This window comes from Cellulomonas denverensis (assembly GCF_012396125.1).
GTDB lineage: Bacteria > Actinomycetota > Actinomycetes > Actinomycetales > Cellulomonadaceae > Cellulomonas > Cellulomonas denverensis.
Window position 1 is genome coordinate 39,200 of sequence record NZ_JAAXOX010000004.1, and the last position, 20,841, is coordinate 60,040.

The window sequence follows — 20,841 nt, forward strand, 5'->3', positions numbered from 1 at the left end:
CTAGGTTGCTGCCCGGCGGGTCCTCGGCAGCGGACGTCCCCTCGGCGCCGCGGGAACCCGCCCGGCGCCCGCCTCGTTGGGGTGGGCACCGCCGCACGAAGGGATTGCCCGCTTGCCGGTCCTGTCGCCCGTCCTCAGCCTGGCCGTCGCCGCCGGCGCCGCGCTCGGCCCCGCCGCCGCGCCCGCCGCCCTGCCGATGACCGACCCGGTCGCCCTCAGCTCGGAGATCACCGACACCTCGGGGGTGCTGAGCGGATCGCAGACCTCGCAGGTGCAGTCCGCCCTGGACCAGCTCGCCGAGGACACCGACTACCAGCTCTACGTGGTGTACGTGCCGGACTTCGGTGGGAGCACGCCCGCCGACTGGGCCGACCAGGCCGCGAGCCTGACCGGACTCGGCTCGCAGGACCTGGTGCTGGCGGTCGCCACCGACGCGCGGGTCTACACCCTGGCGCCGCTGAACGTGCCCGGCCTGTCCTCCGGGGACCTGGACTCGGTGGCCGTGGACGTCGAGGACCAACTGCGCGACAACAACTGGGCCGGTGCCGCGATCACCGCGGCGGACGGCATCCGGTCGGCGGCCACCGGTGGTGGCGGGTCCGCGCTGGGCTGGGTGTTCATCGGCGGACTGGTGCTGATCGTCGCGATCACGCTGATCGCCTGGGTCGCGTCCCGCCGGCGGGCCCGCAGCGGTGCACCGGCCGGGGTCGGTGGCCGCGGCGGGGCGGCGGCGCAGATCCCCACCGCGGAGCTGGACCGGCGTTCGGCCTCCGCGCTGGTCGGGATCGACGACGACCTGCGCACCGCCGAACAGGAGCTCGGCTTCGCCCAGGCCCAGTTCGGCCCGGAGGCGACCGGTGAGTTCGAGCGGGTGCTGGCCCAGGCCAAGGCGCAGGTGACCGAGGCGTTCCGGCTGCGCCAGACCCTGGACGACGACATCCCGGACACCGAGCCCCAGGTCCGGGAGACCGCCACCCGGATCCTGCAGATCGTCGAGCAGGTGTCGGCCGCGCTGGAGGCGCAGAACCAGGCGTTCAGCAAGCTGCGCGAGGTGGAGGAGCGTGCCGGGGCCGCCCTGCAGGAGCACGCGCGCTCCGCCGCGGACCAGCGCGCCCGGATCCCCGCCGCCCGCACCACCCTGGACACCCTGGCCGCCCGGTACCCCGCCGACGCGCTGGCCTCGGTGCGGCAGAACCCGGACCAGGCCACCGCCCTGCTGGACGAGGTGCAGACCGCGCTGGCCCAGGGCGAGCAGGCGGTGCAGGCCGGTGACCGGCGCACCGCCGCGCGCTACGCCCGGGCCGCCCAGGAGGCGCTGGGCCAGGTGCGCACCCTGCTGGACGCGGTGGACCAGGCCGGCGCCGAGCTGGCCACCATCGGCGCCCGGCTGGACGCCGGGATCGCCTCGATCTCCGCGGATCTGGACGACGCGGCCCGGATGGCCCCCCGGGACGCCACGGTGCAGACCCGGGCGGCCGAGGCGCGGGCCGCGATCGAGTCCGCCCGGACCGCCCGCACCGGCAGCGGCGACCCGCTGGCCGCGCTGCGCGGGCTCACCGCCGCGGAGGCCGCGATCGACAACGCGCTGGCCCCGATGCGGGAGGCCGCGGACCGGGCCCGGCGCGCCCAGGGCCTGCTGGACCAGGTGCTCGGCCGGGTCGCCGCCGGACTGCGCGGCACCGGCGACTTCATCGACACCCGTCGCGGCGTGGTCGGCCCGCAGGCCCGCACCCGGCTGGCGGAGGCCGACCGGCTGTACCGGACCGCGGCCGACCAGCGCGACAGCGACCCCGAGCGCGCCCTGGTGGCCGCCCAGCAGGCCGAACAGCGGGTCGCGGAGGCCCAGCGGCTGGCGCAGCAGGACGTGGAGGAGCACGACCGGCGCAACCGGCCGGGCAGTGGCGGCGGCGGCCTGGACGGGATCGGCGGCATGGTGCTCGGCGGGATCCTGATCGACTCGATCCTGCGCGGCAGCGGCGGCGGCTTCGGCGGCGGCGGGCACCGGGGCGGCGGGCACCGCGGGGGTGGCTTCGGCGGTGGCGGCTTCGGCGGCGGTGGCCGCGGGGGTGGCTTCGGCGGCGGCGGCCGTGGAGGTGGCTTCGGCGGCGGTGGCGGCGGTGGCCGCGGCGGCGGGTTCTGAGCCCGCCGATCTGGACAGTGACGACGACGGCCCGTCCCCGGGCCGGATGTTCCCCGAGAAGGAAGGCATGACATGACGGAGAAGCAGAGCATCTTCGGCCGGATCACCCAGCTGGCGCGGGCGAACATCAACGCGCTGCTGGACCAGGCCGAGGACCCGCAGAAGATGCTGGACCAGCTGGTGCGCGACTACACCGGCTCGATCCAGGACGCCGAGAAGGCCATCGCCCAGACCATCGGCAATCTCCGCCTGGCCGAGCAGGACTACGCCGAGGACGTCGCCGCGGCCCGGGAGTGGGGCAGCAAGGCGCTGGCCGCCTCCGCCCGCGCGGACCAGTACCGCAGCGCCGGCGACACCGTGAACGCGGACAAGTTCGACAACCTGGCCAAGGTCGCGATCAGCAAGCAGATCGCCGCCGAGCAGGAGGTCAAGACCGCCGAGCCGATGATCGCTTCCCAGCGGGACACCGCGGAGCGGCTGAAGTCGGGCCTGGCCCAGATGAAGGACAAGCTCACCGAGCTGAAGTCCCGCCGCGACAGCCTGGTCGCCCGGCAGAAGTCCGCCCAGGCCCAGCAGCAGGTGCAGCAGGCGATCGGCACGATCAACGTGCTGGACCCGACCAGCGAGATCTCCCGGTTCGAGGAGAAGGTCCGCCGCGAGGAGGCGCTGGCGATGGGCCAGGCCGAGATCGCCGCGTCCTCGCTGGACGCCCAGTTCGCCGAGCTGGAGTCCGCCGGCACCGAGATCGAGGTCGAGGCCCGGCTGGCCCAGCTCAAGGCCGGCCGCCCCACCCCGCAGATCGAGGGCTGAGTCCCCCGGCGCGCGGCCCGTCACCCCGGTGGGGTGGCGGGCCGTCGTGCGTCAGGCCGCCGCGCGCACCTGGGCGGCGAACGCCCGGGCCAGGGTCCGGCCGTCCCGGGCGACCCGGTCGTCCGCGGCGGTGGCCTGCTCGACCATCGCCTCCGCCTCGTCCGCGGGCAGCTGGTCCAGCTCGGCCCAGCGGCGCATCAGCTCCGGGGAGGCCTCCGGGTGGAACTGAACCCCCCAGGCGCTGCCGATCCGGAACGCCTGGTACGGGTACATCGGCGAGGCGGCCAGCCACACCCCGGCGCGCGGCAGGTCCACCACCGCGTCGGAGTGCATGGTCGGCATCAGCACGCCGCGGTCGCCGGCCAGCTCGCCGAGCACCGGGTCACCGGTCGCCTCGGGCCGCCAGTGCAGGGCCACGGCGCCGGCCTCGCGTCCGGGCGGGGCATCCACGTGCACCCGGCCACCGGTGGCCACCGCCAGCAGCTGGGCGCCCAGGCAGATGCCGAGGGTGGGCACCCCGGCGGCGACCGCGTCGGCCAGCAGGGCGCGGGCGGCGGGCACCTGGGGCAGCTGGTCGTCGTGGGCGGACATCCGGCCGCCGAGCACGATCAGCCCGTCCAGCTCGCTCGCCGGGCCGGGGTCCTCGCCCAGGTCGGCGCGCACCAGGCGCACGCGCACGCCGTCCAGCCAGTCGGCGAACCGGTCGAGGGGGACCTCGTCATCCATCCGGACGACGGTCACAACAGGGGTGGAGGGTGCCACGGTCACGAGGCAGCACGGTAGCGCCTGCCCCGCCGATCCCATGAATCCGCAGCACTCTCCCAGGAAACCCTCAGCGATCCGCGGCAGACTGGCAGCGTGAGCGCCACATCCGGACCCGAAGCCACCCTGCTGGTCGTCGACGACGAGCCGAACATCCGCGAGCTGCTCGCCACCTCGCTGCGGTTCGCCGGCTTCGACGTGCACTCCGCCGCCGACGGGGGCAGCGCCCTGCGCCTGGCCAAGCAGTTCCAGCCCGACCTGCTGGTGCTGGACGTGATGCTGCCCGACATGGACGGGTTCACCGTGACCCGGCGGCTGCGGGAGAAGGGCCAGCACGTGCCGGTGCTGTTCCTGACCGCCCGGGACGACACCCAGGACAAGATCACCGGCCTGACGGTCGGCGGCGACGACTACGTCACCAAGCCGTTCAGCCTGGAGGAGGTGGTCGCCCGGATCCGCGCGATCCTGCGCCGGACCACCGGTGCGGAGGCCGAGTCCAGCTCGGTGCTGCACTACGAGGACCTGGAGCTGGACGAGGATTCGCACGAGGTGCGCCGGGCCGGCCAGGTGGTCGACCTGTCGCCCACCGAGTTCAAGCTGCTGCGCTACCTGATGCTCAACCCCGGCCGGGTGCTGTCCAAGGCGCAGATCCTGGACCACGTCTGGCAGTACGACTGGGGCGGCGACGCGAACATCGTCGAGTCCTACATCTCCTACCTGCGCCGCAAGGTCGACCAGCTCAAGGGGCCGGACGGACCGGTGGTGCCGCTGATCCAGACCAAGCGCGGGGTCGGCTACATGCTCCGCAAGCCGAGCGGATCGTGACCGAGCCCTCCGCCACCGAGCCGGTCGATCTCAGCTCCGCGGAGGCACGGGCCCAGGGCGCCGAACCACTCCCCGAGCCGAGCCCGCCGCACCCGCTGCGCCGCGGGCTGGAGCGGGTGCGCGGGGTGTGGCGCCGGACCCCGCTCAGCGTCCGGCTGGTCGGGATCAGCACCGTGCTGCTCGCGGTCGGCCTGGCGATCGCCGGCACCGCCACCACCACCCTGTTGCAGCGCTACCTGATCGGGCAGGTGGACGAGGAGCTGGTGTCCTCCGCCAAGTCCTACGCCAGCCAGACCGCGGCGGCGTACACCCGGGACGGCAACCTGGACGGCGTCGCGGTCGGCGAGTGGGTCCAGGTGGACTTCGCCCTGGAGGCACACATCCTCACCTCCGAGGGCGCCATCGACCCGTCCCCCGCCACCACCGAGACCTTCGGCGACCCGGTGATGCCCGACCTCACCTTCGACAACGTCGAGCGCTACCTCGGCCAGCCGTTCACCATCCACTCCTCGCGCGCCGGGTCGGCCTGGCGGGCGGTGGTGGTGCCGGTCACCAGCAGCCACAGCGGCGAGCTGATCGGCTGGGTCACGGTGGCCCGGCCGATGGGCGAGGTGCAGGGCATCGTGCGCTCCGCGGCGGTGGCGCTGTGGACGTCGGCCGCCGCGATCATGATCATCGGCGCGGTGGCGGGCACCTGGGCGGTGCGCCGCTCGCTGCGCCCGCTGCGCGAGATCGAGGACACCGCGGCCACCATCGCCGCCGGCGACCTGTCCCGCCGGGTGCCCTCCGGCCCGGAGAGCACCGAGGTGGGCCGGCTGGCGGCCTCGCTGAACGGCATGCTCACCCAGATCGAGGCCGCCTTCGACGCCCGCACCGCCTCGGAGGAGCGGATGCGCCGGTTCGTCGCCGACGCCTCGCACGAGCTGCGCACGCCGCTGGCCGCGATCCGGGGCTACGGCGAGCTGTACCGGATGGGCGCGCTGACCGAGAAGGAGCAGGTCGACGACACCATGCGCCGGATCGAGCAGTCCGCCACCCGGATGGGCGGCCTGGTCGAGGACCTGCTGGCGCTGGCCCGGCTGGACGCGGACCGGCCCGGGCGGACCGATCCGGTCGACCTCGCGGTGCTGGCCACCGACGCCGCCCACGACCTGCGCGCGCTGGACCCGACCCGGGAGGTGCGGGTCGGCCCGCTGGTGCCCGGGGCGGACGACGCGCTGCCGGCCACCGTGGTGCGCGGCGACGAGTCCCGGCTGCGCCAGGTGCTGGCCAATCTGGTCGGCAACGTCGCCCGGCACACCCCCACCGGGTCCCCGGCCGAACTGCTGGTCGGCCGGGTCGGCGACCGGGTGGTGCTGGAGGTGCGCGACCACGGGCCGGGCATCCCGCCCGAGCACGCCGCCCGGGTGTTCGAGCGGTTCTACCGGATCGACGCCAGCCGGACCCGCGAGGCCACCGGCACCGGCGGCGGCGCCGGCCTGGGGATGGCGATCGTGGCGGCCATCGTCGACACCCACCTGGGCTCGGTCCGGATCGAGCCCACCCCCGGTGGCGGCACCACGGTGCGGGTGGAACTGCCGGCCCTGGACGACACCGAGCAGCAGGTGGACTGAGCCCGGGTCTCCGGTGTCGCCGCAGCGGGCTACGATGGCGCGTCCGTCAGGGTTTCCGTCTTGCGTGAGGCTTGTTCCATGGGCGTCTACGACGCACCGCAGTGGTTGTTGTCCGCATTCGTCCGCAGTGCCGTCGGCGCCGGGGCGACCGCACCGGAGGAGGAGATCCGCCGGGTCGGCAGCGACCTGGTGGACCGCTGGACCGGCACCGGCCGGACCTACCACAACCTCCGGCACCTGACCGACGTGCTGGCCCGGGTGGACGAGCTGGCCGAGGAGACCCACGAGCCCGACCTGGTCCGGCTGGCCGCCTGGTACCACGGTGCGATCTTCGACGCCGACCAGGTCGCCGCCTACGCCAACCGCGGCGGGGAGAACGAGGTCGCCTCCGCCGCCCTGGCCCGCGAGCAGCTCACCGCGCTGGGCCTGCCGGAGTCCGCGGTGGCCCGGGTGCACCAGATGGTGATCGCGCTGGTCCGGCACGCCGCCGACCCGAGCGACTTCGACTGTGCGGTGCTCTGCGACGCCGACCTGGCGATGCTGGCCGCCGAGCCGCAGCGGTACAAGGCCTACCTGCACGACGTCCGCGAGGAGTACGCCGGCATCCCGATGCCGGACTACCTGCGCGCCCGGCTGAAGATCGTGCGCAAGCTGCTGAACCGGCCGAGCCTGTTCGTCAGCCCGCTCGGCGCGGCGTGGGAGGAACCGGCCCGGCAGAACCTGGGCGCGGAGCTGCACAAGCTGGAGAAGGTGCTGGCCGAGATCGAGTCCCGGGAGGCCGGCGACGGCACCGACCGGCCGCTGGAGCAGATCCACCCCGGCGCCGAGCTCCCCGACCACCACACCCTGCCCCGCGCCTGAACCGGCGGGCACACGCCACGGGCCGGCCACCCCGCGAGGGGTGACCGGCCCGTGGTCGGGTCAGGCTGCGGCGGGACTCAGAAGTCCATGCCGCCCATGCCACCGGCGTCCGGGGCGGCCGGGGCGGCCTTCTCCGGCTTGTCGGCGACGACGGCCTCGGTGGTGAGGAACAGCGCGGCGATCGAGGACGCGTTCTGCAGCGCGGAACGGGTCACCTTCACCGGGTCGTTCACACCGGCGGCCAGCAGGTCCTCGTACTCGCCGGTGGCGGCGTTGAGGCCCTGGCCCGCGGGCAGGTTGCGGACGCGCTCGGCGACCACGCCACCCTCGAGACCGGCGTTGACGGCGATCTGCTTCAGCGGGGCGTCGATGGCGACCTTGACGATGTTCGCACCGGTCGCCTCGTCACCGGTCAGGGTCAGCGTCTCGAACGCGGTCTTGCCGGCCTGGATCAGGGCGACGCCACCACCGGCGACGATGCCCTCCTCCACGGCGGCCTTCGCGTTGCGGACGGCGTCCTCGATCCGGTGCTTGCGCTCCTTGAGCTCGACCTCGGTCGCGGCACCCGCCTTGATGACGGCGACGCCACCGGCCAGCTTGGCCAGGCGCTCCTGCAGCTTCTCGCGGTCGTAGTCCGAGTCGGAGTTGTCGATCTCGGCGCGGATCTGGTTGACCCGGCCGGCGATCTGCTCCGCGGCGCCGCCACCCTCGACGATGGTGGTCTCGTCCTTGGTCACGACGATCTTGCGGGCGGTGCCCAGCACCTCGAGGCCGACCTGGTCGAGCTTGAGACCGACGGTCTCGGAGACGACCTGGCCACCGGTGAGGATCGCCATGTCCTGCAGCATCGCCTTGCGGCGGTCGCCGAAGCCCGGGGCCTTGACGGCGACGGACTTGAAGATGCCGCGGATCCGGTTGACCACCAGGGTGGCCAGCGCCTCGGACTCGACGTCCTCGGCCACGATCAGCAGCGGCTTGCCGGTCTGGATGACCTTCTCCAGCAGCGGCAGCAGGTCCTTGACGTTGGAGACCTTGGACTCGACCAGCAGGACGTAGGCGTCCTCCAGGACGGCCTCCTGCCGCTCCGGGTCGGTGACGAAGTACGCCGACAGGAAGCCCTTGTCGAAGCGCATCCCCTCGGTCAGCTCGAGCTCCAGGCCGAGGGCGTTGGACTCCTCGACCGTGATGACGCCCTCCTTGCCGACCTTGTCCAGGGCCTCGGCGATCAGCTCGCCGATCGCCTGGTCGCCGGCGGAGATGGCGGCGGTGGCGGCGATCTCGTCCTTGGTCTCGATCTCCTTGGCCTGGGCCAGGAGCTGCTCGGTGACCGCCTCGACGGCCTTCTCGATGCCCTTCTTCAGGGCGATCGGGTTGGCGCCGGCGGCGACGTTGCGCAGACCCTCGCGCACCAGCGCCTGGGCCAGCACGGTGGCGGTGGTGGTGCCGTCACCCGCGACGTCGTCGGTCTTCTTGGCGACCTCCTTGACGAGCTCGGCCCCGATCTTCTCGTACGGGTCCTCGAGCTCGATCTCCTTGGCGATGGAGACACCGTCGTTGGTGATGGTGGGGGCGCCCCACTTCTTGTCCAGCACGACGTTGCGGCCCTTGGGGCCGAGGGTGACCTTGACGGTGTCGGCGAGGGTGTTCAGACCCCGCTCGATGCCGCGCCGGGCCTCCTCGTTGAAGGCAATGATCTTGGCCATGGGGCTATCGATCCTTCACTGATGGCTACTGGGTCGGCCGAGCGGTGCCCGCGACGGACGGCCTGCCACCCGCCGGTCATGTCCCGGCGTGCGGCGGACCTCACCGGGTCGGCCAGATGTTCTCGATTCTGTCACTCTCCACCGGAGAGTGCTAAGTCAATGGTTAGCACTCGACCCCTCTGAGTGCAAGACACCGCGGGACGTTCCGCGCCGATCCGGCGGTCTTGGTGGATTACGGTGTCTGCCCATGTCAGCCCCCTCGGTCCGGCACGGGCGCCGCGCCCTCCCGGTCGTCGTGCTCGCCGCGCTGGCCGCGGTCCTGGTCGCCTGGGGTGCGACCGGCCCGCGCAGCGCCCGGATCGCGCTGTACTCCGAGGCCGTGGTGATCGACGCCGACGGCGGGCGCAGCCTGGTCCCGGAGGGCGCCGAACCGCTGCTGCACCAGGGCACCCGGGTGGTGGACGACCCGGCGAGCACCGGCGACGACGAGCAGGCCGCCGCACAGCTGGCCTGGCTGGAGGCCGGTGAGATCCCGGGGGCGGACGGGCCCTACGCGGACCTGGTCACCGACGCCCTGCTCGACCTGCACACCCTGGTGCTGGACGACGGCGCCGCGGTCGCCGCCTGGTCGCCCTACTGGCGCTACGTGTGGCCCCGGGACGCATCCTTCGTCGCGGTGGCGCTGGCCCAGACCGGCCACCTGTCCGACGCGCTGGAGATCCTGGACTTCCTGGCCCGGGTCCAGGAGCCGGACGGCTCGTTCCAGGCCCGCTACCTGCCGGACGGTTCCGGCGACACCCCGGACGACCGCGGCGAGCAGACCGACGGTGTCGGCTGGGTGCTGTGGGCGAGCGCGCAGGTGGTCGCCGCTGCACCGGATCCGGTGGCCACCGCCACCGAGCTGCGTCCGCTGGTCGACCGGACCGCGGCGCACGCCGAACGGCTGGTCGCCGGGGACGGGCTGCCCGCAGCGTCGCCGGACTACTGGGAGGTGCCCGAGGACGAGTTGACCCTGGGCACGGTCGCACCGGTGCTGGCCGGGCTGGAGGGCGCGGTGGAGATCTACGCCGTGCTGGGCGACGAGGGGCGCGCCGACAGTGCCCGGGAGGCGGCGGCGCTCACCCGGGACGCGGTGCAGGAGGAGTTCGCGGACTACGGCCGCTACGCCGGCGGCGACCAGGCGGACGCGGCCAGCGCGTTCACCCTGCCGCCGTTCCAGCCGGTCGCCCTCGACGGCGCGCTGGAGGCGTGGCAGGACTCCGCCGGCCTGATGGCGCGACCGGCCGGCGGACTGGCCCCGGGCGCGGGCTGGCGGCAGGACGGCATCTCCTGGACGCCACAGACGTCGCTGTACGCCCTGACCGCCGCGAGCAACGGTCAGACGGACCAGGCGATCACCTGGCTGAACTGGCTCGACGACCACCGCACCGACCTCGGCGCACTGCCGGAGAAGGTGCTGGACGACGGGTCACCCGCCGCGGTCGCACCCCTGGCCTGGACCGCCGCCTGTGTCGTGCTGGCGGTGGCCGCCCTGGAGTCCTGAGCCCGCGAGAGCCCTGACCGGGACGACGACGCGGCGGGGCCGGACACCGGAGGGTGCCGGCCCCGCCGTCGACGTCAGAGCGGCCGGACCTGCTCGGCCTGCGGGCCCTTGGTGCCCTGCCCCACCTCGAACTCCACGTTCTGGCCCTCATCCAGGCTGCGGTAGCCATCGGTCTGGATCGCGCTGAAGTGCACGAACAGATCCTGAGTGCCGTCGGCCGGGGTGATGAACCCGTAGCCCTTCTCGGCGTTGAACCACTTGACGGTGCCCTGCGGCATGCGGTGCTCCTGCGACTGTGTGTTTCGGCTGACACCGCCACAGGTGCCCCGGGGGACCGACTGCGGCGTGGCGCCGAGCGTAGCCCCGCCCGGGGTGGGGCGAAAGGGGTGAATCGCCGAATCAGCCCACGAAGTCGGTCCGCAGCAACACGGCGATCCCGCTGCCCGCGTCCGCCGCGGACTCCTGCACCGTCGCGATGCCCAGGGCGTCCGCCACGGCCTGGGCGGTGGTCGCCAGCTCCGGCGAGGCGTAGAACACCGTGGTCACGTCGGCGGCGGTGGCATCGCCGTTGCCCGCGGTGACCGTGGTGAAGCCCGCCTCCTCCAGCTGGCCGGCCACGTCCGCGGCCAGCCCGTTGCGCCGGGCGGCGTTCAGCACGTCGATCGACTGGGCATAGTCCACCGCCGGGGGCTCCTCGGTGACCGGCGGGTCCTCGGCGGTCGCGTCCTCGCCGCCCTCCTGCGTCCCGTCACCGGTGTCCTCGGCCGCCGGGTCGGTCGCGGCGTCATCGCCCTCGGTGCTGGCTGGGTCGTCGGTCAGCTCCACCCCGGCCTGGTCGTCGTTGGTGCCGAGACCGTCCCAGGACGAGGTCCACAGCACGGCGCCGACGGTGAGCACCGGCACCACCACGATCACGACGACGAAGGGCCACCAGCGCGACCACCAGCTCCGGGGCGCGCGATGGACTCCGATCGGCGTGTCCGAGCCGGGTGCGGCGTCGAACTCGTCCTCGGGATAGGGGTAGTTGCCCTTCGTCACGCCGGACAGGCTAACGGCTCGGGTTGTGCGACCGCGACGAGCGGGCGGGCGACTGTGGTGGAGAAGGTGTGCAGGTGGGGCGCGTCAGTCGTCGGTGCCGAGCCGGCGGGCGGTGCGCTGGCGCTGGCGGGTGGAGCGCATCCGGCGCAGCCGCTTGACCAGCATCGGGTCGTGCGCGAGGGCCGCGGGGTTGTCGATCAGGGCGTTGAGCACCTGGTAGTACCGGGTCGCGGACATGTCGAACAGCTCGCGGATCGCCTGCTCCTTGGCCCCGGCGTACTTCCACCACTGCCGCTCGAAGGCCAGCACCTGCTCGTCCCGCTCGGACAGGCCGTCGCCGGCCCGGACCGCCTCGGTCATCGCGCTCATCGGTGCCCTCCTCGCCCGTTCGCCCAACCGCACCAGGATACGACCCGAATCACACCCATGTCATTCAGGCCGGCCACCGGTCCGGCCCCACGATCGCCACCCGCCTCGCTACCCTCGCCGGGTGACCGCGACACCGCCCGCACCGTTGTCCGACCTGATCGCCGCCGACTGGGCCGAGGCGCTCGCCCCGGTCGAGGGCCGCATCCATGAGATGGGCGCCTTCCTGCGGGCGGAGCTGGCCGCCGGCCGGCAGTACCTGCCCGCCGGGGACGCGATCCTGAACGCCTTCCGCCGCCCGCTGGCCGAGGTCCGGGTGCTGATCGTCGGCCAGGACCCCTACCCCACCCCCGGGCACCCGATGGGCCTGTCGTTCTCGGTGCAGCCCACCGTCCGGCCGCTGCCCCGGTCGCTGGCGAACATCTACCAGGAACTGGAGAACGACCTGGGCGTCCCGCGGCACGAGGACGGCGACCTATCGGTGTGGGCGGACCGGGGCGTGATGCTGCTCAACCGGGTGCTGACCGTCGAGCCCGGCGCACCGGCCTCGCACCGCGGCAAGGGCTGGGAGACCGTCACCGACCGGGCGATCGAGGCCCTGGTCGAGCGGGGCGGCCCGCTGGTGGCGATCCTGTGGGGCCGCGACGCCCAGTCGCTGCGGCCCCGGCTGGGCCAGGTGCCCGCCGTGATGAGCGCCCACCCCAGCCCGCTGTCCGCCAGCCGCGGGTTCTTCGGCTCCCGGCCGTTCTCCCGGGTGAACCAGCTGCTGGCCGAGCAGGGCGCCACACCGATCGACTGGGACCTGAGCACGGCCACCCGGGCCTGAGGCAGGATGGCTGGCATGACCACGGATCTGTCGGGCGGTGGGCAGGCGCCCCGCTGGGCCCGCTACGTCGCCGTCGGCGACTCCTTCACCGAGGGACTCTGGGACGCCCCGCACGGCCCGGACGCCCCGATGCGCGGCTGGGCCGACGTGCTGGCCGGGCACCTGTCCGACCGGCGCCGGGCCGCCGGGCTCCCCGGTCTGCAGTACGCCAACCTGGCGGTGCGCGGGAAGTTGCTGCGGCCGATCGTCACCGCACAGGTCCCCGCGGCACTGCGCCTGGAGCCCGATCTGGTCAGCCTGGTCGGCGGCGGGAACGACATCCTGCGCCCGGCCGCCGACGTGGACCGGCTGGCGCGCAACCTGGAGGCCGCGGTGGAGCGGATCCGGGCCACCGGCGCCGACGTGCTGCTGGCCACCGGGATGGACGTCAGCGGATCCGGGCTGCTGCAGGCCACCCGGCCGCGGGTGGCGATCTTCAACGCCCACCTGTGGTCGATCGCGCGGCGGCACGGCGCCTACGTGGTGGACCTGTGGGGGATGCGGCACCTGAAGGACCTGCGGATGTGGGCGCCCGACCGGATCCACCTCACCACCGAGTCGCACGCCCGGGTGGCGCAGGGTGCCCTGGCCGCCCTCGGCCTGACCCCGGACGACCCGGCGTGGGACGAGCCGCTGGCCCCGGCGCCGCCGATCTCCCGCGCCGCGCAGGCCCGGCTGGACGCCGAATGGCTGCGGCTGCATGTCTACCCCTGGGCCACCCACCGGCTGCACGGCACCAGCTCCGGCGACGGGCGCACCGCCAAACTGCCGCAGCTCACCGAGGTCTGACTCCTCAGCCCTGCCTGGCCCTGATCTGGCCCTCAGCCCTGGTCGGAGACCAGCGCCACCGACACCCCGGCCACGTCCTGGGCGGGCACCGGACCGGTCAGCGCCACCGTGGTGAGCGGCGAGCTGACCGCCGTGCGGGACTCGGCCAGCGCACGGTCCGCGGTGTCCCGCAGGGTCAGGGCGAGCTCCCGGCCGGTGCAGCCCTCCGGCACCCCGGACAGCTGGGCCGTGGTGACCGCGTAGCCGCCGAGCGCCGGGTCGTAGTCCACGTCGTAGCCGATCCGGATCGCGTCCACCACGCACTCCCCGGCGGAGACCGGGCCGAGCTGTTCCCAGCTCATCGCGCGCGCGGCGGAGACCGCCAGACCCGCGCCGCCGAGCAGCGCCAGCGTGACACCCGCGGTGCGGCGGGCACGTGTCAGCCCCATCGCCTGTCCCCTCCGTGGACTCCTCGGGGCCGATCCATCGGTCCCGATCGGCTGATCGTCCGCCCGGCGGGCCCGCTGAGCATCCGGAGCGCGGATTCACTCGTCAGGGTTGCACGCAGACCTGCACGCTCTGCGGGCTGTCGTCCCGGACGCCCCAGGTGTCCCAGGCGGTGGGGGTCACCCGGTAGACCGTGCCGCTGAGCTGCGCCAGCGTGTAGTTGCCGGGCGCGCTGAACCGCGCGCCGGCGGTGCTCATGCCCCGGTCGCGCAGGTAGTCCAGCAGCGGGCGCAGGTCGATGTCGGCCCGCCAGCCCGCGTAGAACTGCGTGGTGCCGGACACCCGGACCGTCGTGGTCATGCAGGCGTAGTTCGCGCTGCCGGTGACCGCCCCGGTGCTCTGGCTGTAGCTCAGCGCCGGGTCGTACTGCGGGGCCGGCAGGTTGTAGTGGCAGACCGTGACCGTGATCGACTGCCCGGCCGCCAGGGTGGTGTACCCGGCCCTGCCCCCGATCGACAGCACGCCGCCGGACGGCTCGCCCAGCACCTGGCCGAACCACGGGCTGTGCACCTGGAAGCCGTCGGCCGAGGTCACGCCGTTGAACGGGCGCTGGTCCAGGTGCAGATCGACCCGCCAGGTGGTGCCGGCCGCGCCGGAGACCTGCACGCTGAAGCAGGCCTGGGTGCCGGAGTTCGCCAGCTGGGACCAGGTCAGGCCGGTGAAGGTGGTGCCCGGGCCCGGGGTGACCGGCCCGGCCGGGGTGCCGGTCGGCGCGGCCCAGGTGACCGGCACCGCCCAGCCGTTCAGGGTGAGCGCGGTCCCGGCGATCCGGTCGGTGGCGTAGCTCGGCACGGTGAGGGTCAGGCTGCCGGCGACCGCGGTGCCCGTGCTGTCGGCGGTGCCGGTGGGGGTGCCGTCGGCCGCGTACATCCGCACGGCCACGGCGGCACCGGCGCAGGCGGCCGGGATGCCGCCGAGCACCAGGGTGGTCGCCTGTCCGGAGACGGTGCTGCCGGGTGCGGCGGTCAGGGTCGCGGTGGTGCACGGGGCCGCGGAGCTGAGCAGGTGACTGCCGCCGCGCAGGTCGAGCCGGGCGGCGCTGGCGGGGCGCAGGCCGCAGACCGCCAGGGCGGCGAGCAGCACGGCCAGCACGGCGAGGGCAGCTCGGCGGGTGGTGGGACGGGTGGCGGGGCGGGTCGCGGTCACCGGACCGGCTCCGGCTCCGGTGCGGACTCCGGCTCGGGCGCGGGGTCTGCCTCGGAGTCCGCCGCCGGCCGGCCGGGCCACAGCAGCACGCCGGCGGCGATCACCAGCAGCGACGCCCAGGCCCACGGGTCCAGCAGGATCGCCGCGACCCGGCCCAGCCCGGGCACGTGCAGCACCGCGATGCCGAGCACGTCCTCCTGGTGCGGCCGCCAGGGGTCGTAGAAGTCGTTGTTGTCGCCCCGGATCGCCCAGCCGTCCCGGGCGTCGCCGCCGACCACCCGGTGGATCACCCGGCCCTGGTCGACGCCGGGCGGCGTGTAGACCACCACGTCGCCGACCTCGGGCCGCCCACAGCGGGAGACCACCAGGTCGCCGGTGTAGTACGTCGGCTCCATCGAGTGACCGGAGACGATGGTCAGCGTGGTGCAGCCGCCCAGCGTGGTCGGCCAGCCGAACCAGACCAGCACGGCCACCACGGCGGCGGTGAGCAGCCACCCGGCGGCCGACCGCAGGCGCGCCGGACGGGGGTGACGCCGCTGCGCCACCCCCGTCCTGACGGCCGGCCGGCCGAACCGGGTCACCGCTGGGTCAGCCGGCGATGACGACCGCGACGCCCTTGACGTCGGAGGCCTTGACCGACGCGGTGACCGGGATGGTCACGGTGCCGCCCCCGGCCGGGACGGTGGCGGTGACGGTGCCGATCGAGGTGGCGGCGGCGGCCGGGTCGTTGTCCAGCAGGTCGACGGTGACGCCCTGGCCGGCGCAGGCGGTGGACACCCCGGACAGGGTGATCCCGGTGACCGCGTACCCCTTGGCGGTGGTGGAGAAGGTGTCGGCGAACTTCACCGCGACGCCGTCGGTGTCGCAGGAGGCCACCACCGTGGTGCCCGCGCCGAGCGCGCCGGAGGTCAGGTTGAGCTGGGCCGCGGAGGCCAGGCCCAGGCCGGTGATGCCCAGGGCGGCGATGGTGAGGGCGACCACCTTGCGGCGGGTGGTGCGACGGGGAGCGACGGCTGCGGACATGAGCGGTGACCTTCCGGGTCTACAGGGGGCGTCACCAGGGGAAATGACGCCGCCCCGGGTCTCGGCGGATCGCGCGGTCCGGGGCGCCGGAAATGTAGGGCGAGCGGTGACCTGCGCCGATGCGCCGCCTGGGTGCTGGCACCCACCCGCCGGTCCGGGTGAGCCGCTTTCACCCGCTCGGACCGGGACAATTCCGACATCCGACCCGGTACCACCAGGTTTCGGGTCACCCGTTTGCCGTGGGACCTACGACCCAGTGCGCAGCGACTCCACCGGCACCGTAGCCTCCAGCCGGGTCCCGTCGCCGGGCTCCGAGGTCAGCCGCAGTTCACCCCCGGCCAGCCGGAGCCGGTCGGACAGCCGGGCGGTGCCCGAGGCCGGCCCGGGGTTGTCCCCCAGGCCGGTGCCGTCGTCCCAGATCGACACCCGGACCGCGTCGTCCTCCCGGGACAGCCGCACGTCGATCACCCCCGCCCGGCCGTGCCGCAGCGCGTTGCTGACCGCCTCCTCGACCACCCGGACCGCCAGCAGCCGCTCGCCCTGGCTCAGCCGCGAGGCAGCCGGGTCGTCCAGCGCACGCACCTCGGCGGCCACCCCCAGCCGGGTGTTCACCGAGGTGGGGATCCGGCCCAGCAGCGCCCGGATCGCCGGCACCATGCCGACCTCGAGTTGATCGGGGTAGAGCATCCGGCTGGTGGCCCGGACATCGGCCTCGCGCACCGTCTCGACCTCGGTACGGGCCTCGGCCAGCAGCGCCAGGTCGGCGGGCTCCACCGTGCCGCGGCGCAGCCGGTCGGCGAGCCGGTCCAGCCGGGCGACCACCAGCACCAGCCGCTGCTGGACGGTGCCGTGCAGCCCCTCGGCCACCTCGCGCCGGACCCGGACCTCCTCGTGCTGCAGGGCCGCCAGCGCCAGCTCGATCTGCACCTGCCCCCGGGACGCGCTCGCCATCTCGGCGCGCAGCCGCTGCCGGGACCGCATCGTGGTGAACCCGAAGACGCTGGCGATCCAGGCCACCGCCACCGCGCTGATCAGGTCGGTGCCCAGCGCCCCCAGGTTCGACGGCCGGTACACCCCGAGCAGCACCTGCAGCCCGGAGCGGCACAGCCCGGCCAGCACACCGGTCGCGCCGGCGCCCAGGATCAGCCACCCGGTCCCCCGGGCCGACAGGGCGGCACCCCGCCAGCCGTACAGCAGCAGCACGGTCAGCACCGCGCCCAGGTTGGCCAGGATCCGGGCCCACACCGGCACCCCGGAGCCGTCCGCGACCTGGTTCTGGTAGACGTACGCGCTCTGCACCGCCGCGCCCACGGCGAACACCGCCATCACCGATCCGGTCGCGAGCAGCAGTGCGCCGCGGTCCGCCCGATCGGCGTCCTGGGGTCCGAGCCTCATCCTCACCGTCCGTGGTCGCAGTGCGTCCCGCGCGTCGTCGCACGTGAAGCGCCGGAGCCCGACGATACTGGGAGCAATGACCGAAACCGCCCCCCGTGCCATCCGCGTGGCCATCGTCGAGGACCAGCCGCTGTTCCGCTCCATGCTGGAACTCACCCTGGGTTCCGCCCCGGGCGTGCGGGTGGTCGCCTCCGTCGGCACCGTCCGCGAGGCGACCGCCGCGCTGCGACCCGGCGCCGTCGACGTGGCCGTGCTCGACATCGACCTGCCGGACGGCAACGGCATCGCGCTCGGCGTCACGGTCCGCCGTGGCCAACCGGGTCTGGGCATCCTGCTGCTGTCCGCGCACGACGCGATGGACCTGCTGCTCGACCTGCCGCCGGATGTGGCGAGCGGGTGGAGCTACCTGTCCAAGACCACCTCGACCAGCGCGGACACCCTGGTCCAGGCGATCCGGGCCGCCGCCGCCGGCCGCACCACCCTGGACCCGGTGCTGCTGGAACGGATGTCGCCGCGGGCAGGATCGGCGGTCGCCCGGCTCACCGACCGGCAGTACGCGGTGTTGCGGCTGCTCGCCCAGGGCCTGTCCAACGCCGGGATCGGCGAGGTGCTGCACATCACCGAGAAGTCGGTGCAGAACCACATCAACGGGATCTACGGCACCCTCGGCATCGACGCCGACCCGGCGCGCAACCCCCGGGTCACCGCCGCCCTGCGCCTGCTGGAGGAGACCGGCCGCAGCGGGAGCTGACCGGCCGGGGCCGTGGCCGGACTCACACCGGCTTCACCCATCTGCTCGTGACGCGGCGGCCCTCGATCGGGTAAAGTGGGCTTTGCCCTTGGTCGCCTGCCCCCTGCGCGGCCAAGGGCTTTTCCATGTCCGGAGCCCCTACCCGGCGCTGATCAGCCGGTCCAGCAGCTCGAAGCTGTCGAACGGCTGATCGACATCACCGAAGTGCCCCTCGTCCCGCACGACCAGGGTGCCGCCGGCCCGGTCCCGGATCGCCATCCCCTGCCGCCAGTCGCAGCCGTAGGGATCGGTCACCGAGTTCACCAGCACCAGATCGTCGACATGCGCCGCGATCCGCTCCCAGTCGTAGGACGCCCGCAGCACCGGCTCCGCACTGTCGTTCGGCTGCGTGCTGTACCCGGCGACCAGCACCGCCTGCGGCACGGTCACCTCGATCGCCTCCAGCACCGCCAGCAGCAGCGCCGCCCCGCCGGAGTGCCCGATCAGCACCGTGTCCTCGTCCACCGCCAACCGCTCCAGCGCGCCGGGCAGGAAGTCGTCCACGGTGGTCACGTTCAGGTCCGGGAAGTGCGGCCGGTCCACCGTCCAGCCGCGGGCGGCCAGCCGGTCGGCGAGCCAGGGGTACCAGATCACGTCCGGGTGGCCGCCGGTGCCGTGCACGATGACGGCCCGGGTCACCGGAGGTGCCTCGCTGCGCTACGGATGTCCATGGCGGACAGTGTGCGGTCGGCGGGCCGGACGCGCTCGACGGGAGCGGCAACGGAGTCCTCCGGCCCGCGTACGAAGCACTGGACCGGCGTGCTCGCTAGAGCCCTGTCGTGCTGACTCCGTACTCCGCCTGCTCCGGAGTGAACTGCTCGCCATACTCGCTCGTGAGCTGATCGAGCAGCCCCTGACGCGAGAACGCGGAGTACTCAAGGTAAGACGCGGCCGCCTCAGCCGCTTCGGCATTCCAGTCGACTCCACCCTCAGCTTCCAGCCGCGCTACTGCGAACTCGGCGTCTTCCGGCGGGTAACCCTCCCCGTACTCGCTCGTCAGCTGGCGGATAAGTCCGGCACGAGAGAACGCCGAGAAGTCGAGATAGGAGACGGCGGACCGGTAGGCGTTCTGTTGCGAGACGTTGCCGATCCGGGCGGCCTCGGCCGCGGCTGCCGCGTCCGCAGCGGCCTGCTCTTCAGCCTGGCGGGCTTCCTCGGCGGCCTGCTCTTCAGCCTGGCGGGCTTCCTCGGCGGCCTTCTCTGCCTCACGATCCACCACAGTGAGCAACACCTGGGTCCCGGGAAGCACGTCCGTTCCGCCGGACGGCGCCTGCGTCTCAACCTCGCCGGAGTCGCCAATGGTGTTGTAGGTGAGACCAGCCTTAGTGAGTGCAGCCACCGCGTCGTCGAGGCTCATTCCTACAACGTCGGGGACTTCGATGGCATCATCTCTCACCGCCAGCCCGGAGGCGGTCGAGGCAGCCTGCGGGTCATCCCCGCTATCGGAGTTTCCAGCCACGGCTCCGATCGCACCGATGAGGATCAGCACACCGACCGTCACCAGCACCCATACCCGACGGTAGAACGGTTCCTTCGGGACCGGAGTCGAGTGCGCAGGTTCAGGAGCGGAGGGAGCAGACATGGCCGCAAATTAGCGGAGCGAGGCGCACTCGCATGGGGACTTTCGTCATATCGGATATCTGGCGATGCCATTGAGGCCTCCGCCCGCGCTTTCCTGAACTCAGCCAGCTCGCGCGAGTGCGGCACACATTCCCACCTGCGCGCTCACAGCATGGCCAGTCGGCGTGCGGCGCGCGAAGATGCCGACGAGCAGCGCACGCGGTCGGAGCCCCCTGCCGGATTCGAACCGGCGACCTACTGTTTACAAGACAGTTGCTCTGGCCAGCTGAGCTAAGGAGGCGCGCACCCCGCGGGGTGCAGCGGACAGCTTACCGAGCCGCCGCCCCGGCGCCGTCGACCCCGTCCAGTCCGTTGATCTGGGCTCGCAGCTGCGCCATCCGGTCGTCCAGCTCGGCGGACAGCCGGGCGGTCTCGGTGAGCTCGGCCAGCAGGTGGGCGGGCACCTCGCGACCGTACTTGTAGTACAGCTTGTGCTCGGTGCTGGCCCAGAAGTCCATCGCGATGGTGCGCAGCTGGATCTCGACGTCGACGTGTTCGGTGCGGTCGGACAGGAACACCGGCACCCGGACGATCATGTGCAGCGACCGGTAGCCGTTCGGCTTGGGGTGGGCGATGTAGTCCTTGGTGTTCACCACCTCCAGGTCGGGCTGCTGGGCCACCATGTCGCGCACCCAGTAGGCGTCCGACACGAAGGAGCAGGTGATCCGGATGCCGGCGATGTCGTGGATCGACTCCCGGATCGCCGGGATGGACAGGTGGGTGCCGGTGCGGATCACCTTCTGCATCAGCGATTCCATCGACTTCAGCCGGTGCCGCACGTGCTCGATCGGGCTGTAGTCGTGCGCCTGCTCGAACTCCTCGCGCAGGATGGTGATCTTGGTCAGCACCTCGTCGATGCCGAATTTGTAGTACAGCCGGAACCGGACGAACTCCTGTTGCAGGGCCCGCAGCGCGCCGAGCATGTCGTCGGTCTCCAGCACGGTCCCGTCCGGGAGCATCTGGACCGCGCTCTGCCGGAGCAGGTCGACCAGGCCGCGCTCGTCGTCGGTGAGGTCGTCGGGGTGGGGCAGGTCGAGGCCGGTCATGCCGACCATTGTCCCCCGGG

22 protein-coding genes and 1 tRNA gene are annotated in these 20,841 nt (G+C 73.3%); 9 read left to right on the plus strand and 14 right to left on the minus strand.

What is annotated here, in order from left to right:
* Positions 1–112: 112 nt before the first annotated feature.
* Together HGA03_RS19335 and HGA03_RS09475 are read left to right on the plus strand one after the other, a co-directional pair.
* Positions 113–2,140 (plus strand): TPM domain-containing protein, encoded by a 2,028-nt coding sequence (locus HGA03_RS19335; protein ID WP_168630029.1) that lies wholly within the window; start codon positions 113–115, stop codon positions 2,138–2,140.
* Positions 2,141–2,212: 72 nt separating this feature from the next.
* A complete protein-coding gene (locus HGA03_RS09475; protein WP_168630030.1) occupies positions 2,213–2,950 on the plus strand; it encodes a PspA/IM30 family protein in 738 nt (245 codons plus the stop codon).
* A gap of 51 nt (positions 2,951–3,001) precedes the next feature.
* Here the strand turns inward: HGA03_RS09475 and HGA03_RS09480 are convergent, their stop codons facing one another.
* A complete protein-coding gene (locus HGA03_RS09480) occupies positions 3,002–3,676 on the minus strand; it encodes a type 1 glutamine amidotransferase (protein WP_239073429.1) in 675 nt (224 codons plus the stop codon).
* A 132-nt stretch (positions 3,677–3,808) separates the two neighbouring features.
* On the opposite strand from HGA03_RS09480, the gene HGA03_RS09485 reads away from it, so the two are divergent.
* From HGA03_RS09485 to HGA03_RS09495, 3 genes are all read left to right on the plus strand, one after another.
* Entirely contained in the window at positions 3,809–4,537 is a 729-nt protein-coding gene (locus tag HGA03_RS09485; protein WP_168630032.1) for a response regulator transcription factor, read from the plus strand.
* On the plus strand, positions 4,534–6,150 hold the full coding sequence (locus HGA03_RS09490; protein ID WP_239073428.1) for a sensor histidine kinase: 1,617 nt from the start codon (positions 4,534–4,536) through the stop codon (positions 6,148–6,150). Before HGA03_RS09485 ends, HGA03_RS09490 begins: the two co-directional genes overlap by 4 nt.
* Before the next feature lie 78 nt (positions 6,151–6,228).
* Positions 6,229–7,011, plus strand: a complete 783-nt coding sequence (locus HGA03_RS09495; RefSeq protein ID WP_239073427.1) for an HD domain-containing protein — start codon at positions 6,229–6,231, stop codon at positions 7,009–7,011.
* A gap of 77 nt (positions 7,012–7,088) precedes the next feature.
* Here the strand turns inward: HGA03_RS09495 and groL are convergent, their stop codons facing one another.
* Positions 7,089–8,714, minus strand: coding sequence for a chaperonin GroEL (gene groL, locus HGA03_RS09500; RefSeq protein ID WP_168630033.1), 1,626 nt, complete (start codon positions 8,712–8,714; stop codon positions 7,089–7,091).
* A 247-nt stretch (positions 8,715–8,961) separates the two neighbouring features.
* Between groL and HGA03_RS09505 the strand changes: the two genes are divergently transcribed.
* A complete protein-coding gene (locus HGA03_RS09505; RefSeq protein ID WP_168630034.1) occupies positions 8,962–10,257 on the plus strand; it encodes a glycoside hydrolase family 15 protein in 1,296 nt (431 codons plus the stop codon).
* A gap of 74 nt (positions 10,258–10,331) precedes the next feature.
* On the opposite strand, the gene HGA03_RS09510 is transcribed toward HGA03_RS09505, so the two are convergent.
* The 3 genes from HGA03_RS09510 to HGA03_RS09520 form a co-directional block, all read right to left on the minus strand.
* Positions 10,332–10,535, minus strand: coding sequence for a cold-shock protein (locus tag HGA03_RS09510; RefSeq protein WP_168630035.1), 204 nt, complete (start codon positions 10,533–10,535; stop codon positions 10,332–10,334).
* 121 nt (positions 10,536–10,656) lie between these two features.
* The gene (locus tag HGA03_RS19590; protein ID WP_168630036.1) at positions 10,657–11,295 is read right to left on the minus strand and encodes a LytR C-terminal domain-containing protein; all 639 of its coding nucleotides are present in this window, start codon (positions 11,293–11,295) and stop codon (positions 10,657–10,659) included.
* 84 nt (positions 11,296–11,379) lie between these two features.
* Complete coding sequence (locus tag HGA03_RS09520) at positions 11,380–11,664, minus strand: DUF3263 domain-containing protein (RefSeq protein WP_168630037.1); 285 nt, start codon at positions 11,662–11,664, stop codon at positions 11,380–11,382.
* A gap of 121 nt (positions 11,665–11,785) precedes the next feature.
* Here HGA03_RS09520 and HGA03_RS09525 point away from each other — a divergent pair, with 121 nt between their 5' ends.
* Positions 11,786–12,487, plus strand: a complete 702-nt coding sequence (locus HGA03_RS09525; RefSeq protein ID WP_168630038.1) for a uracil-DNA glycosylase — start codon at positions 11,786–11,788, stop codon at positions 12,485–12,487.
* 15 nt (positions 12,488–12,502) lie between these two features.
* A complete protein-coding gene (locus HGA03_RS09530; protein WP_168630039.1) occupies positions 12,503–13,315 on the plus strand; it encodes an SGNH/GDSL hydrolase family protein in 813 nt (270 codons plus the stop codon).
* 32 nt (positions 13,316–13,347) lie between these two features.
* Here the strand turns inward: HGA03_RS09530 and HGA03_RS09535 are convergent, their stop codons facing one another.
* The 5 genes from HGA03_RS09535 to HGA03_RS09555 all read right to left on the minus strand — a co-directional run bounded on the left by HGA03_RS09535 (position 13,348) and on the right by HGA03_RS09555 (position 17,365).
* Positions 13,348–13,743 (minus strand): hypothetical protein, encoded by a 396-nt coding sequence (locus tag HGA03_RS09535; protein WP_168630040.1) that lies wholly within the window; start codon positions 13,741–13,743, stop codon positions 13,348–13,350.
* Positions 13,744–13,846: 103 nt separating this feature from the next.
* Entirely contained in the window at positions 13,847–14,947 is a 1,101-nt protein-coding gene (locus HGA03_RS09540; protein WP_168630041.1) for a hypothetical protein, read from the minus strand.
* Positions 14,944–15,492: a signal peptidase I gene (locus tag HGA03_RS09545; protein ID WP_168630042.1), complete on the minus strand. Its 549-nt coding sequence runs from the start codon at positions 15,490–15,492 to the stop codon at positions 14,944–14,946. Before HGA03_RS09545 ends, HGA03_RS09540 begins: the two co-directional genes overlap by 4 nt.
* 43 nt (positions 15,493–15,535) lie before the next feature.
* A complete protein-coding gene (locus HGA03_RS09550) occupies positions 15,536–15,970 on the minus strand; it encodes a hypothetical protein (RefSeq protein ID WP_168630043.1) in 435 nt (144 codons plus the stop codon).
* 246 nt (positions 15,971–16,216) lie between these two features.
* Positions 16,217–17,365, minus strand: coding sequence for a sensor histidine kinase (locus HGA03_RS09555; RefSeq protein WP_168630044.1), 1,149 nt, complete (start codon positions 17,363–17,365; stop codon positions 16,217–16,219).
* A gap of 76 nt (positions 17,366–17,441) precedes the next feature.
* On the opposite strand from HGA03_RS09555, the gene HGA03_RS09560 reads away from it, so the two are divergent.
* Positions 17,442–18,116 carry a response regulator transcription factor gene (locus HGA03_RS09560; protein WP_168630045.1) on the plus strand — a complete coding sequence of 225 codons (675 nt, stop codon included), beginning with the start codon at positions 17,442–17,444 and terminating at the stop codon, positions 18,114–18,116.
* A gap of 138 nt (positions 18,117–18,254) precedes the next feature.
* Here HGA03_RS09560 and HGA03_RS09565 read toward each other — a convergent pair whose 3' ends face one another.
* From HGA03_RS09565 to HGA03_RS09580, 4 genes are all read right to left on the minus strand, one after another.
* A complete protein-coding gene (locus tag HGA03_RS09565) occupies positions 18,255–18,794 on the minus strand; it encodes an alpha/beta fold hydrolase (RefSeq protein ID WP_168630046.1) in 540 nt (179 codons plus the stop codon).
* 127 nt (positions 18,795–18,921) lie between these two features.
* Positions 18,922–19,662 (minus strand): Ltp family lipoprotein, encoded by a 741-nt coding sequence (locus tag HGA03_RS09570; protein WP_210732391.1) that lies wholly within the window; start codon positions 19,660–19,662, stop codon positions 18,922–18,924.
* A 280-nt stretch (positions 19,663–19,942) separates the two neighbouring features.
* A tRNA-Thr gene (locus tag HGA03_RS09575) sits at positions 19,943–20,016 on the minus strand.
* A 28-nt stretch (positions 20,017–20,044) separates the two neighbouring features.
* Positions 20,045–20,821, minus strand: a complete 777-nt coding sequence (locus HGA03_RS09580) for a GTP pyrophosphokinase (protein WP_308439726.1) — start codon at positions 20,819–20,821, stop codon at positions 20,045–20,047.
* Between the last annotated feature and the right edge of the window lie 20 nt (positions 20,822–20,841).